This is a genomic window from Pseudomonas sp. UF-293 (assembly GCF_058245595.1).
Genome location: NZ_JBSICA010000004.1, coordinates 42,791 through 56,312 on the forward strand (window position 1 = coordinate 42,791; position 13,522 = coordinate 56,312).

At 58.2% G+C, this 13,522-nt stretch carries 13 protein-coding genes; 7 read left to right on the plus strand and 6 right to left on the minus strand.

Annotated features, from left to right (window positions below):
• The 5 genes from AC4IHP_RS06685 to norR form a co-directional block, all read right to left on the minus strand.
• A complete protein-coding gene (locus AC4IHP_RS06685) occupies positions 1-750 on the minus strand; it encodes a YkgJ family cysteine cluster protein (RefSeq protein ID WP_490831251.1) in 750 nt (249 codons plus the stop codon).
• An 83-nt stretch (positions 751-833) separates the two neighbouring features.
• Entirely contained in the window at positions 834-1,160 is a 327-nt protein-coding gene (locus AC4IHP_RS06690) for a hypothetical protein (protein ID WP_490831252.1), read from the minus strand.
• A gap of 156 nt (positions 1,161-1,316) precedes the next feature.
• The gene (locus AC4IHP_RS06695) at positions 1,317-1,799 is read right to left on the minus strand and encodes a GNAT family N-acetyltransferase (protein ID WP_490831253.1); all 483 of its coding nucleotides are present in this window, start codon (positions 1,797-1,799) and stop codon (positions 1,317-1,319) included.
• 3 nt (positions 1,800-1,802) lie between these two features.
• Complete coding sequence (locus AC4IHP_RS06700) at positions 1,803-2,705, minus strand: chemotaxis protein CheV (protein WP_016773296.1); 903 nt, start codon at positions 2,703-2,705, stop codon at positions 1,803-1,805.
• A 96-nt stretch (positions 2,706-2,801) separates the two neighbouring features.
• Positions 2,802-4,364 (minus strand): nitric oxide reductase transcriptional regulator NorR, encoded by a 1,563-nt coding sequence (gene norR, locus AC4IHP_RS06705; RefSeq protein ID WP_490831254.1) that lies wholly within the window; start codon positions 4,362-4,364, stop codon positions 2,802-2,804.
• Positions 4,365-4,529: 165 nt separating this feature from the next.
• Between norR and hmpA the strand changes: the two genes are divergently transcribed.
• From hmpA to cyoE, 7 genes are all read left to right on the plus strand, one after another.
• Positions 4,530-5,711 (plus strand): NO-inducible flavohemoprotein, encoded by a 1,182-nt coding sequence (gene hmpA, locus AC4IHP_RS06710; protein ID WP_490831255.1) that lies wholly within the window; start codon positions 4,530-4,532, stop codon positions 5,709-5,711.
• Positions 5,712-5,933: 222 nt separating this feature from the next.
• On the plus strand, positions 5,934-6,443 hold the full coding sequence (locus AC4IHP_RS06715; RefSeq protein ID WP_460121322.1) for a disulfide bond formation protein B: 510 nt from the start codon (positions 5,934-5,936) through the stop codon (positions 6,441-6,443).
• A gap of 827 nt (positions 6,444-7,270) precedes the next feature.
• A complete protein-coding gene (gene cyoA / locus AC4IHP_RS06720) occupies positions 7,271-8,212 on the plus strand; it encodes a ubiquinol oxidase subunit II (protein ID WP_024014231.1) in 942 nt (313 codons plus the stop codon).
• Between the two features lie 3 nt (positions 8,213-8,215).
• On the plus strand, positions 8,216-10,246 hold the full coding sequence (cyoB, locus tag AC4IHP_RS06725; RefSeq protein WP_041479948.1) for a cytochrome o ubiquinol oxidase subunit I: 2,031 nt from the start codon (positions 8,216-8,218) through the stop codon (positions 10,244-10,246).
• Between the two features lie 3 nt (positions 10,247-10,249).
• Positions 10,250-10,873, plus strand: coding sequence for a cytochrome o ubiquinol oxidase subunit III (gene cyoC / locus AC4IHP_RS06730; protein WP_101161990.1), 624 nt, complete (start codon positions 10,250-10,252; stop codon positions 10,871-10,873).
• Entirely contained in the window at positions 10,873-11,208 is a 336-nt protein-coding gene (gene cyoD, locus AC4IHP_RS06735; RefSeq protein ID WP_011335842.1) for a cytochrome o ubiquinol oxidase subunit IV, read from the plus strand. The genes cyoC and cyoD overlap by 1 nt, the downstream gene beginning before the upstream one ends.
• Positions 11,209-11,218: 10 nt before the next feature.
• A complete protein-coding gene (gene cyoE, locus AC4IHP_RS06740; protein ID WP_016773305.1) occupies positions 11,219-12,106 on the plus strand; it encodes a heme o synthase in 888 nt (295 codons plus the stop codon).
• A gap of 145 nt (positions 12,107-12,251) precedes the next feature.
• Here cyoE and AC4IHP_RS06745 read toward each other — a convergent pair whose 3' ends face one another.
• Complete coding sequence (locus tag AC4IHP_RS06745; RefSeq protein WP_460121318.1) at positions 12,252-13,436, minus strand: DUF8462 domain-containing protein; 1,185 nt, start codon at positions 13,434-13,436, stop codon at positions 12,252-12,254.
• Positions 13,437-13,522: the final 86 nt, after the last annotated feature.

Sequence of the window (13,522 nt, forward strand, 5' to 3'; positions counted from 1 at the left end):
TCAAGCCGCGCGCAATGAGATAAACGCATAAGTCTGCGCCGGTTCCGTCACCACCTGCCCGCCCGCAGCCAGTACCTGTCCGGCGACATCATCGCCAGACAAATGAAACAGCCATTCACTGGCTTGCGCCGCCAGCGGTTGCGCGCTCACTTGGTCGATCACCTTCGCAAATGCATCCATGTTCGGCAAATACGCGGTAAACCCGTCACCCTTGAGCGCTGTGGTGCGAATCCCTAGCATTGCGCAGATTGCGTCCTTGAGTTTGATGTCATCCCGGTCCGCCTGACGCGAACGCTGGATCAGCTCAACCAGTTCCCGATCAACCAACTCACCCCCCACAATCAGCTCCGGCCCCTGTTCCCAGGATTCCGGCGGGCAATCCTTGGCAGCCGGGTTGAGCGGGATGTGCGGATTGATTTCCGCCGGGTAAATCCGGCAGACCAGCGGACGGCGCTCGTAGATCCGGCAGCGCTTGTCGTCGTCAAGATTCCGGCAGGGGCCGACGTTGTAAGCGGCGAAGGTGATCGCCACATGAGCATTGGTCGTGCCACTGCGGACCACCGCAGAACGGCGCTCGGCATGTTCACGTTGCTGCGCCGGCAGGCCCAGACCATTGCCGAGAAATGCCTCGACCAGCACGATCACCTGACCGCCATCGACCGCCCACATACGGGCTTCGGCCAGCGTCAACGGGACATGGTGGTCGGTGCAGCACTTGCCGCAACCTACGCAGGAAAACCTCGTATTCATTGAGCGATCTTTCTTCAATCAGGGCGTGAAACGACGGCGGAAAACCATCGCACAGAACCGGATCGAAGCAAGGACTGCGCCACTCAGTGGGTTTTCGTGGCCGGGCGAATCGAATCCCACTCGGTGACGAACGCGGTTTTCGACTGTTTGTTGTACAGACACAGCTCGCTGCCTTGCTGGCCCTTCATGTGTTTTTGCGGGTATTGGCCTTGTAGCAGAACGGCGGTGTAACCGACGCGGTCATCGAATTGCGCGGGGGTGCCGACCGGTTTAACGTTTTTCAGACCGCTGGCCTTGGTGCAACTGGCGAGCACGGTTTTGTCGTACGCGGCCCAGGCGTCGGGGCTGGAGGCGTGGGCCTGGGAAGCCAGGGCGGTGAGGCTGAGCAAGCTTGCGGTGAGGATTCTCACGGTGGGCGTCCTTGGTTCTGGGTGGCCAAGGTTGGAGTCTGTCTAAAGAGATTTGTTGCCTGGGACACCGCAAAAAGATCGCAGCCTTCGGCAGCTCCTACATGGATATGCGGTTTCCTGTAGAAGCTGCCGGAGGCTGCGATCTTTTGACTTTGATCAGTCCGGCACCAATTCCCGGCGGACCACATACATCCCGACACTCTCATACAAACGCCGCGCCGGCCGGTTGTCCTCCAGAACCTTCAAATCGACAAACCCCTCGCGCCGCTGTTGAAAGGCGCTGAAGGCATGCAGCAACAACGCCCGCCCAAGCCCCTGGCCCCGCATTCGCCGGTGTACCACCAGGTTCTTGATATACGCACTGGTCCAGCACTGCGCCACGCCAACCACGCCCTCGGAATCGAAGGCTACGAAACACAACGAGGGATCGTATTCAGGATTGCTGGCAAACCGCTGCTGCCATTCCTCGAGCGGCGGTACTCGACCGCCACCTTCCAGCTGTCCGAGCTGCATCAACTGATGCACTGCCGGTGCCAGTTCCTCGCGGTAGACGGACAGCTCGATCCCGGCCGGCCATTGGGCATCCGGCACCGCTTCACTCAAGTCGCGCCGCAGCAGAAAGCAAAACGCTTCGGCCAAGATTCAGTGCCCGTTGGCCGCAACGTGCTTGGCCGCTTCGATCAGACGTTGGGTCAGTTCCGGCGAGGAAAACTTGGTCAATACCGCATTGGCACCGGCCAGCCGCGCCTTCTCGCTGTTCATCGCACTGTCGAGCGAGGTGTGCAGCAAGACGTACAAATGAGCGAAGTCCGGGGTCTCGCGCAGGGTGCGGGTGAAGGCGTAGCCGTCCATCTCGGACATTTCGATGTCGGAGACGATCAGGTTGATCTGCTGGGCCGTGCCCTGCAGGTCGAGCAGACAGTCGATGGCTTCCTTGGCACTGCGCGCGGTGTGGCATTGCAGGCCGAGGTTGCGCAGGGTGTGCACCGATTGCTGCAGCGCCACCTGGCTGTCATCGACCACCAGAATGCGCGCGTTGCCGAGTACTTCGGCGTCTTCCATGGTCAGGTCGGTCGGCGCCATCTCGATCTGCGCCGGGGCGATGCTGTGGATGACTTTTTCGATGTCCAGCACCTGCACCAGCGTGCCGTCCACCGAGGTCACGCCGGTGATGTAGGCGCGTGAGCCGCCGGAGCCGAACGGTGGCGGCTTGATGTCGGTGGTCAGGCAATGAACGATCTTGCTCACCGCTTGCACATGCAGACCCTGCTTGGAACGGCTGACATCGGTGACGATCAGGCAGCCACCGTTGGGATCTTCCAGCGGCCGTTCGCCGATCGCGCGGCTGAGATCGATCACCGACAGCGATGCACCGCGCAGCGAGGCGATGCCTTTGACGTGCGGGTGCGACTCCGGCAGCTTGGTCAGCGGCGGGCAGGGGATGATTTCACTGACTTTCAGCAGGTTGATCGCCATCAGCTTGCCGCTGCGCAAGGTAAACAGCAGAAGCGAAAGTGAATCTGCGCGGGCTTTGGTGGAGGACATAAGAACCTTCTGTGGATGGGCGAGAGTGGAAATCGCCAGAAACCTTTGATGCCGGGTTATCGGCTTGAATGGGGTGGGCTTTAGGCTATTGGCACTTCAGCTTTTCATCCCCAGGCGCTTGGCCATCCGCCCAAGATTCGCCCGGTCCACCGCCAACTCCCGAGCCGCACTCGCCCAGTTATTCTGATGACGCTCCAGCACTGCGCTGATCAACCGCCGCTGAAACTCGTCGGTGGCATTGCGCAAGTCACCACCGATCATCGGCATCACATTCGCCAGGTCTGCATTGGCAGGCGCAGCCACGTTATCCACAACCTCACGGGGCAAATCCAGATCGGCCGCGCTCAAACTCAAAATCTTCGGCCGCACCTTGCAATTACCCAGCGCCTTGAGCGCACTGCGCCCGATCAAATGCTCCAGCTCCCGGACATTGCCCGGCCAGGTGTAAGCGAGCAGCGCCTCCTGTGCATCACTGTTCAAGCGCAGGCTGTTCAAGCCCATGCGCGAGCGGTTCTGCTCGAGAAAGAAGCCGCTGAGCAACAACACATCACGCCCACGATCGCGCAGCGCCGGCACCCGCAGCGGATACACGCTCAAACGGTGATAGAAGTCGGCACGATAGCGACCGCTGCGCACTTCCTCGGCCAGATCGCGATTGGTCGCCGCAATCAGACGCACATCGACCTGATGCTCCTGGTCCGAGCCCAGGCGCTGCAACTGGCCGCTCTGCAATACGCGCAACAACTTGGCTTGGACCGTCAGCGACAGCTCGCCGACTTCATCAAGGAACAGCGTGCCGCCATTGGCCAATTCAAACTTGCCGCGACGGTCGCTGGTGGCGCCGGTGAAGGCGCCGCGCACGTGGCCGAACAGTTCGCTTTCCACCAGCGTGTCGGGGAGGGCAGCGCAGTTGAGGCTGATGATCGGTTGGTCGGCGCGCGCGGAGGCAGCGTGGATGGCTTGGGCCACCAGCTCTTTGCCGACGCCGGTTTCGCCGGTGATAAGAACAGTCAGATCACTGCCGCCGACCAGATTGATTTCTTCCACCAGACGTTTGTGCGCTTTGCTCTGGCCGATCATTTCGCGGTTCTGCTGACCGCTGGCCTGACGGTAAACCTCGGCGCGCTGATGCTCGTCTTCGGCACGAGTGGCCAGCCGTTCGATGCGTTCGGCGGCGTTGACCGTGGCCGAGGCGAGGCTGGCGAAGGCTTGCAGGGCATCAAGTTCGATCGGCTCGAAACGTTCGGGGTCGAGCGCATCGAGGGTGATCAGCCCCCAGAGTTTTTCATCGACAAATAAAGGACAGCCGAGGCAGTCGTGAACTTCAAGATGATCGTCGAGACCATCGACCAATCCGTCATAAGGATCGGGCAAGTCGCTGTCGGCGGCAAAGCGCGTCGGCCCGGCGCCGGCCAGCAGGATTTCGAAACGCGGATGCTCGCTGACCTTGAAGCGCCGGCCGAGGGTATCGGTACTCAAGCCATCCACCGCCAGCGGCACCAATGATTCGCCATCCAGCCGCAACAACGCTGCAGCATCGCAGGGCAACAAGGCGCGCATGGCTTCGAGCAGCCGCCGATAGCGCTCCCCTTCGGGCAGTTCGCGGGACAGGTCGGCGACCAGAGGCAACAGAGCGGTAAGCAAGGATTTGGCGGACATGATCTTTTGTAGTCAAAGAGACAAGGTGTAGTCGCGATGACTATACGTCCATTTGTGTCGAAATGACTATGTAGATTTCAAGCTATTGAATCTAAAGGATTAATTAGTTGGCACGAAAGCTGATATCCCTAAGGCAATCTTTCAAGAAAGCGCAGGAGTCACTTTATGCTTAGCGTCCAGGATCGTGCCATCGTCAAATCCACCGTGCCTCTGCTGGAAAGCGGCGGCGAGGCGTTGATCACACACTTCTACCGCATGATGCTTTCCGAATACCCGCAGGTGCGACCACTGTTCAACCAGGCGCATCAGGCCAGTGGCGATCAGCCCCGTGCCTTGGCCAACGGCGTGCTGATGTACGCGCGGCACATCGATCAGCTCGACCAGTTGGGCGATCTGGTGGCGAAGATCATCAACAAACACGTCGCCCTGCAGATTCTGCCGGAACACTACCCGATCGTCGGCACCTGCCTGCTGCGTGCCATTTCCGAAGTGCTCGGCGAAGAGATCGCCACGCCTGAGGTGATGAGTGCGTGGGGCGCTGCGTACGGGCAACTGGCCGACATCCTGATCGGCGCGGAAACCGCGATCTATGACCAGAAGGAACAAGCCGTCGGCGGCTGGCGCGGTGCGCGGGAATTCATCGTTGCGGCGAAAGTGCAGGAGAGCGCCGAAATCACCTCGTTCTACTTCGAACCGGCAGACAAAGGGCCGATTCTTGCGGCCGAACCGGGTCAGTACATCGGCATGAAGCTGATCCTCGACGGTGAAGAAATCCGCCGCAACTATTCGCTGTCGGCACTGGCCAATAACGGTCAGTACCGCATCAGCGTCAAGCGTGAACCGAATGGTCGCGCGTCCAACTATCTGCATGATCAACTGCACGTCGGCGCGAGCATTCAGCTGTTCCCGCCGTCGGGCGAATTCACCCTGGCGGCCAGCGACAAGCCGCTGGTGCTGATCAGTGGCGGCGTCGGCATCACCCCGACGCTGGCGATGCTGGAAGCCGCGCTGGCGACCGAACGTCCGGTGCACTTTATCCACTGCGCGCGCAATGGCAGCGTCCATGCGTTCCGTGACTGGGTCGATGGGCTGGCGGCGCGTCATCCGCAACTCAAGCGCTTCTATTGTTACGCCGAAGAAGACGGCGTGAGCCCAGCGGCGGACAGGGTCGGTATGCTCAGCGAAGAATTGCTCGGCGAGTGGCTGCCGGCGCAGCGTGACGTCGATGCGTATTTCCTCGGGCCGAAAGGGTTCATGGGCGCGATCAAGCGGCATCTGAAAGCGTTGGGCGTACCGGAGAAACAGAGCCGCTACGAATTCTTCGGGCCGGCTTCTGCTCTGGAATGATCTGAGACCGAGTCGCTTTCATCGCGGGCAAGCCCGCTCCCACAGGACTTGTGTCCGACGCAGAGCCATTGTGGGAGCGAGCCTGCTCGCGAATCTTCTGCGCGCCGCAAAGCTTTGTTGGTTAATCATTCCTTAACCGCTCTATCGTTTATTGCCCCGGTGTAGACTTGCGACAATTTCAGTCGCCGGCCGGCTGGACCATGGACTTACAAGGGAAAGGCAATGAGCGAGGAAACGATGCGGTTGGGACGTGAGCGGCGCTATCTGGTGCTGCTGGGGATCATCTGCCTGGCGTTGATCGGCGGTGCGTTGTACATGCAGGTCGTATTGGGCGAGGCACCGTGCCCGCTGTGCATCCTGCAGCGCTATGCACTGTTGCTGATTGCACTGTTCGCCTTCATCGGTGCGGGCATGCGCAGCCGTCGCAGCATCACCGTGTTCGAGACACTGGTGGTGATCTGTGCGCTCGCCGGGGTCGCGGTGGCCGGGCACCACGTCTATACGCAGTTCTATCCGGCGGTGAGTTGTGGTGTCGATGTGCTGCAGCCGATTGTCGATGATCTGCCGCTGGCGAAGATTTTCCCGCTGGGCTTCCAGGTCGACGGTTTCTGCTCGACGCCGTATCCGCCGATCCTCGGTCTGTCGCTGGCGCAATGGGCGCTGGTGGCGTTCGTGCTGGTGGTCATTCTGGTGCCTCTGCTGACTTCGCGTAATCGAAAAGCGCTGCACTGAGTCAACTTCTCGGCAGACCTGCCGATAAACAAAACGCCCCGATTTTCGTTGCTGAAAATCGGGGCGTTTTGCATTTCAGGGCGTTTGTGAAAACACCGTGACGAACGGCAACGAAGTGTGCGGCAAGTGTGCGACATGTTGTCACACGCGGGCTGTCGCAGAGGCTGGCGAAGCGGCGGATTGGTCGCCTGTTACATAAAAACATTGGCCAGTTTAAACGTTTTCGGGCTTCAGAACGGATGTGCCAGATCAGGCAGTTTTAACAGGTGTCGGCAATTGGCCGAAGCCCTTGGAACATCGGGCTTTGCGCCGAGCACGCGGCTGTAAAGGGCTTGCAGAGCTGTCTGATTTGAGGCGATTACGCTTGCAGATTTTGCCGGTTTTGTTGAGAAGCGCTTTCGATAACCTGCGCAACTTTTGCAAAAATGGCGATGGATTGTTGCTCTGAGTGATAAAAATTATTTCGGGATAAGACATGGTGTATAGGGCGCTACCTATCTACAATCGCCCGCACTGAATTCCCGGCGCTGTTCAGCCTTTATCAAGGAACTGATCAGGAGGTCGGGTGTCGAGCGAGCCGCGAGGCTTTCGAGACACCCTGGTGTCGGTGCCTTTCCAATTTTCCGCACCAAATGGAATTGGTCTGTAACAAGGCCTTTGACCACGAATTCGAATAAGAACTGAACGCTGTCCCAAGGTTTTGTCGAGCGTGTAACGCGCGACGGGCGGCCCTTATTCAATCCAAAGAAAATGCCAACCCTTGGCAGGGTGAAGTGTTGGCGATCAAAACCCAACTGCATTGCGCAAGCTGCTTTAGAGGTCGTGAGATGAGTAAAAACAGGTACCCCAGATTACTAGGCCTAGTGCCGCTGCTCGGCACGTTGTTGCTGGGAGGCTGCAACATGACCTTGCTCAATCCAACGGGCCAGGTCGGCCTGGAACAGCGCAACCTGATCATCACCGCCACGCTGCTGATGTTGTTGGTCGTCGTGCCGGTCATCGTCATGACCTTCCTGTTTGCCTGGAAGTACCGCGCTTCGAACAAGAACGCCGTCTACACGCCGAAGTGGTCGCACTCGACCAAGATCGAAGTGGCCGTATGGACCATCCCGGTGCTGATCATCATCGCCCTGGGCTACATCACTTACATCTCGACTCACGAGCTGGACCCGTATCGTCCGATCGAGTCTGACGTCAAGCCGGTGACCATCGAAGTCGTCGCGCTGGACTGGAAGTGGTTGTTCATCTACCCGGAACAAGGCATTGCCACGGTCAACAAGATCGTGTTCCCGGCGCACACGCCAATCAACTTCAAGATCACCTCCGATGCCGTGATGAACTCCTTCTTCATCCCGGGCCTGGGCGGCCAGATCTACGCGATGGCGGGCATGCAGACCAAGCTGCACCTGATCGCCGACCGCAACGCTGAAATGGACGGTATCTCCGCCAACTACAGCGGCGCCGGTTTCACCGGTATGAAATTCAAGGCTATCTCCACCACTCAGGAAGATTTCGACGCCTGGGTAAGTGAAGTCAAGAAGTCGCCTAAACAGCTTGATCAGGCTGAATACGCGGCCCTGGCCAAACCGAGCCAGAACAACCCAGTCGAACTCTACTCGTCGGTCACGCCGAACCAGTTCCAGATCATCGTCGACAAGTACGAAGGTATGAAGCCGGGCAAGCCGCTGAAGCACGAGAAGAAAGAGAAAGAAGTGGCGGCCACGGATATTGACGCGGGTTCGCATTCAGCTGCCGGGGCAGAGGAGTAAACGATGTTTGGTAAATTAAGTTGGGAAGCAGTCCCATTCCACGAGCCGATCGTGATGGTGACCATCGCCATGATCGCCCTCGGTGGTCTGGCGCTGTTCGCTGCGATCACTTACTTCAAGAAGTGGACGTACCTGTGGACCGAGTGGCTGACTTCGGTCGACCACAAGAAAATCGGCGTGATGTACATCATCGTCGCCATGGTCATGCTGCTGCGCGGCTTTGCCGACGCGATCATGATGCGTACCCAGCTGGCGATGGCCACCGAGGGTTCGCCTGGCTACCTGCCACCTGAACACTATGACCAGATCTTCACCGCTCACGGTGTGATCATGATCATCTTCATGGCGATGCCATTCTTCACCGGCCTGATGAACCTTGCAGTGCCGCTGCAGATCGGCGCGCGTGACGTTGCGTTCCCGTTCCTGAACTCCCTGAGCTTCTGGCTGCTGGTGTCCGGCGTTGTGCTGATCAACCTGTCGCTGGGTGTCGGCGAGTTCGCCAAGACCGGTTGGGTTGCGTATCCGCCGCTGTCGGGTCTGCAATACAGTCCTGGCGTGGGTATGGATTACTACATCTGGGCGCTGCAGCTATCCGGATTGGGTACGACGTTAACCGGGGTCAACTTCCTCGCGACCGTACTGAAAATGCGTACCCCTGGCATGAAACTGATGGACATGCCGATCTTCACCTGGACCTGCACCTGGGCAAACGTTCTGATCGTGGCTTCGTTCCCGATCCTGACCGCGACCCTGGCACTGCTGACCCTTGACCGCTACATGGATTTCCACATTTTCACCAATGAACTTGGTGGCAATCCAATGATGTACGTCAACCTGTTCTGGGCGTGGGGCCACCCTGAGGTTTACATCCTGATCCTGCCGGCATTCGGCATCTTCTCGGAAGTGATCTCGGCGTTCACCGGCAAGAAACTGTTCGGCCACCACTCGATGATCTACGCTTCGGGCGCGATCTCGGTACTGGGCTTCATGGTCTGGCTGCACCACTTCTTCACCATGGGTTCGGGTGCAAGCGTCAACGCCTTCTTCGGTCTGGCGACGATGCTGATTTCCATCCCGACGGGTGTGAAGCTGTTCAACTGGCTGTTCACCATTTACCAGGGCCGTCTGCGCTTCACCAGCCAGGTAATGTGGACTCTGGGCTTCATGGTGACCTTCGCCATCGGCGGCATGACCGGCGTACTGCTGGCCATCCCGGGTGCTGACTTCGTGCTGCACAACAGCCTGTTCGTGATCGCGCACTTCCACAACGTGATCATCGGCGGTGCGGTATTCGGTTACATCGCTGGCTTCGCGTTCTACTTCCCGAAAGCGTTCGGCTTCAAGCTGCACGAAGGCTGGGGTAAAGCAGCGTTCTGGTTCTGGATCTCGGGCTTCTTCGTCGCGTTCATGCCGCTCTATGCACTGGGCTTCATGGGCATGACCCGTCGTCTGAACGCCACCACCAACCCTGAGTGGGTACCGTACCTGTACGTTGCCATGTTCGGTGCGGTGATGATCGCTGTCGGTATCGCCTGCCAACTGATCCAGCTGTACGTCAGTGTGCGTGACCGCAACAAGCCAGAGAACGTTTGCGATCACGGTGACCCGTGGAATGCACACACCCTGGAATGGTCGACCTCGTCGCCACCACCGTTCTACAACTTCGCTGTGCTGCCTAAGGCTGACTGCATCGACCCGTTCACCGAAGCCAAGGAAAACGGTACTGCGTACCAGCGTCCGGCCAAGTACGAGCCGATCCACATGCCGAACAACACCGCCACTGGCGTAGTGATGGGCGCGCTGTTGACCGTCTTCGGTTTCGCGATGATCTGGCACATCTGGTGGCTGGCGATCGCGAGCCTGGTGGGCACCGTCGTTTACTTCGTGATCCACGCTGCACGTGACGACCAGGGCTATATGGTTCCGGTTGAAACGATCGAGCGTATCGAAGCCGAGCAGCACAAGCGTCTGGTCGCGGCAGGGAAAATCCCGGCCAATGCCACCCGTGTTGAAACCTCGTTGGAACAGGCTTAAACCATGTCGAACTTAGTGACCAATGTTGGACACGCCCATGGTGACCATGGGCACGATGACCATCACCACGACTCGGGCGAGATGACCGTATACGGTTTCTGGCTCTACCTGATGACCGACTGCATTCTGTTTGCGTCGATCTTTGCGGTGTACGCAGTACTGGTAAACAACGTTGCCGGTGGCCCGTCGGGCCACGACATCTTCGAACTGCCATACGTGCTGGGCGAAACCGCTCTGCTGCTGTTCAGTTCGATCACCTACGGCTTCGCCATGCTGGCGTTGTACAAGGGCAAGAAGCAGGCGGTCCTGGGCTGGTTGTTCATGACCTTCCTGCTCGGCGCGGGCTTCATCGCCATGGAGATCAACGAGTTCCACCTGCTGATCTCCGAGGGCTTCGGTCCTAGCCGTTCGGGCTTCCTGTCGGCGTTCTTCACCCTGGTCGGTACCCACGGTCTGCACGTTTCGGCCGGTCTGATCTGGATGGGCGTCATGATGTATCAGGTCAACAAGCATGGCCTGACGTCGACCAACAAGACTCGTCTGAGCTGCCTGAGCCTGTTCTGGCACTTCCTGGACGTGGTCTGGATCTGCGTCTTCACCGTTGTTTACCTGATGGGGACTCTGTAATGGCTAATGCACACTCCCATGACAGCCACGATGCTGGCCACGGCAGCGTCAAGTCGTACGCCATCGGCTTCATCCTGTCGGTAATCCTGACCGTCATTCCGTTCGGTCTGGTGATGTACCCGACCCTGCCGAAGTCGACGACGCTGGCAATCGTTCTGCTGTTCGCAGTGATCCAGGTGATCGTTCACCTGTATTACTTCCTGCACCTGGACCGTTCCATTGCACAGCGTAACAACGTGATCGCATTCGTCTTTACGGCGATCGTGATCGTGCTGCTGGTTGGCCTGTCGCTGTGGATCATGTTCAGCATCCACACGTACATGATGGCGAAGTGAGGTAGACCCGATGTCGCTCAAGCACTTTATCCAAATCACCAAACCGGGGATCATTTTCGGTAACGTGCTTTCTGTGGCAGGCGGGTTCTTCCTGGCCTCGAAAGGGCATGTCGATCTGGCGGTGTTTCTGGCCGCCATGATCGGTACTTCCCTGGTCGTGGCCTCCGGTTGCGTGTTCAACAACTGCATCGACCGCGACATCGACCTGAAGATGGAACGCACCAAGAACCGTGTGCTGGTCCAGGGCCTCATCTCCCTGAAACTGGCCTTGGTTTACGCGACCATTCTGGGTGTTCTCGGCGTTGCCTTGTTGTACAAGGTGGCCAACCCGTTGGCTGCCTTGTTCGCAGTAATCGGCTTCATCATCTACGTCGGCTTCTACAGCCTGTACCTCAAGCGCAAGTCGGTTCACGGCACGCTGGTGGGCAGTCTGTCGGGCGCCATGCCGCCAGTGATCGGTTACGTTGCCGTGACCAACAGCTTCGACATGGCCGCACTGACCCTGCTGGTGATGTTCAGCCTGTGGCAGATGCCGCATTCCTACGCCATCGCGATTTTCCGTTTCAATGATTACCTGGCCGCATCGATTCCGGTGCTGCCAGTGAAACGCGGCATTCAAGTGGCGAAGAAGCACATCCTGCTCTACATCCTGGCGTTCCTCGTGGCGACCTTGATGCTGACCTTCAGCGGCTACGCCGGCATGAGCTACCTCGCCGTCGCCGCCGCCATGGGCATGTACTGGCTGTACATGGCCTGGACCGGCTACAAGGCAGTCGATGACACCGTCTGGGCACGCAAGCTGTTCGTGTTCTCGATCTTCACCATCACTGCGTTGAGCGTCATGATGTCCCTGGACTTCAAGGTGCCGACAGAGCTGCTGCTCACGTACGCGCCGTAAGGTTTGCAAGCTTCAGGAAAAACCCCGCACGTTGAGAGATGTGCGGGGTTTTTTGTTGGTTGGCCTGGAGTGTGCCGATTTGCCTGCTCCCTTGGCCCAACAGCTTGTGGCGGCGGCTTGATGGGTGTGTGAGCTAATGCGACGTTTAAGCAAGTGGTGAGGCAGTCACACGCCTCATGAATTCATCGAACAGCGGAACGGTAAATGCTATCAGTGCGTATTCCGGACTGTAGATCATGCCCTTTTTGATCAGGCTATCGCGTACGGGGCCCAGGCTCGTAGCGTTTCGCCCCAGCGCTTTAGCAACGTCAGCAGAGCGTTGCGGTCCTTCTCCCAGCTCGGCAAGGCAACGCATGTAGTCCCTTTCAGCCGGCGTGGTCCGATCAAAGCGGACCCTGAAAAAAGACTCGTCAAGTTTACGGATGCTTTCCTCTGTCGCTGCCTGCGCATCGGCCTCGGTTATGGTCTGTACTTTGGCAATGTTCCAAGCGGTATAGCCCCACTCCTGCAAAAAATAGGGATAGCCGTGGGTTTTTTCAAAAATCTCACGCAATGCATCGTCAGAGATACTGGCGCCTTCTTCTTCAACAGGATCACGTAAGGCTTTCCAGGCATCTATCTCTAAGAGAGCGCCCAGACGAGGAAATTCGAATAGTCGCTCCGCATAACTTTTGGCATCGCCTGCTTGCCCCGCCAGCTGCGGAAGACCCGCGCCAAAAAGAATCAGAGGGAGAGCTGCCTGATTGACTGCGTGGATGCCGCGAATAAGCGCGCCAAGCTCATCTTTTGAAAGATACTGTAATTCGTCAATCAGAATGGCGACTGGTATGCCTGCGTCCCTCGCGGCCTCCGCTGTTGCTATCAGAACGTCACGAAGATCATCTTCCAGATTGCCACTGTCGGCATAGCCAGCTTCGGAGTCTCCGCCCAGCGTAACTTCGGCCCCACCCGCCGCGATAGTGATATTGCCGATAAAGCTACGAAGTATGCGTATCCCTCTTTTGACCGTCTCGACCGTGTTCTGCACTCGGTCCAAACGCAACAGCACTCGGCGTAACACCGGAATCAGGAGCTGTTTCAACTCCGCACCGTCATGGGCCTCCTGCATTTCGGCGAGATAACCCAATGCCAAAGCTCGATCTTTGATCTGATTCAGAAGCACTGTTTTTCCGACACCGCGCAGGCCCAATATCATCAGGGATTTGGCGTGCTTGCCGCGCTTCGTGCGCGCCAATGCGGTGTCTGCCGTTTCCAGTACTTCTGATCGCCCTGCTAGTTCCGGCGGGGAAACTCCTGCTCCGGGATTGAAGGGGTTAGTATTCTTATCCACAGCTCGCTCTCATACGAAATTATTCATAGTTATAGTGAGATTTTTATATAACTGCAAATAAGTAGCTAAAGTTGCCCGGCAGAGGG

Bases quoted from the DNA above. Each gene is read 5' to 3' on its own strand.
- AC4IHP_RS06685 (WP_490831251.1), bottom strand. From the start codon at position 750: ATGAATACGAGGTTTTCCTGCGTAGGTTGCGGCAAGTGCTGCACCGAC.
- AC4IHP_RS06700 (WP_016773296.1), bottom strand. From the start codon at position 2,705: ATGTCCTCCACCAAAGCCCGCGCAGATTCACTTTCGCTTCTGCTGTTT.
- norR (WP_490831254.1), bottom strand. From the start codon at position 4,364: ATGTCCGCCAAATCCTTGCTTACCGCTCTGTTGCCTCTGGTCGCCGAC.
- hmpA (WP_490831255.1), top strand. From the start codon at position 4,530: ATGCTTAGCGTCCAGGATCGTGCCATCGTCAAATCCACCGTGCCTCTG.
- AC4IHP_RS06715 (WP_460121322.1), top strand. From the start codon at position 5,934: ATGAGCGAGGAAACGATGCGGTTGGGACGTGAGCGGCGCTATCTGGTG.
- cyoA (WP_024014231.1), top strand. From the start codon at position 7,271: ATGAGTAAAAACAGGTACCCCAGATTACTAGGCCTAGTGCCGCTGCTC.
- cyoB (WP_041479948.1), top strand. From the start codon at position 8,216: ATGTTTGGTAAATTAAGTTGGGAAGCAGTCCCATTCCACGAGCCGATC.
- cyoC (WP_101161990.1), top strand. From the start codon at position 10,250: ATGTCGAACTTAGTGACCAATGTTGGACACGCCCATGGTGACCATGGG.
- cyoD (WP_011335842.1), top strand. From the start codon at position 10,873: ATGGCTAATGCACACTCCCATGACAGCCACGATGCTGGCCACGGCAGC.
- cyoE (WP_016773305.1), top strand. From the start codon at position 11,219: ATGTCGCTCAAGCACTTTATCCAAATCACCAAACCGGGGATCATTTTC.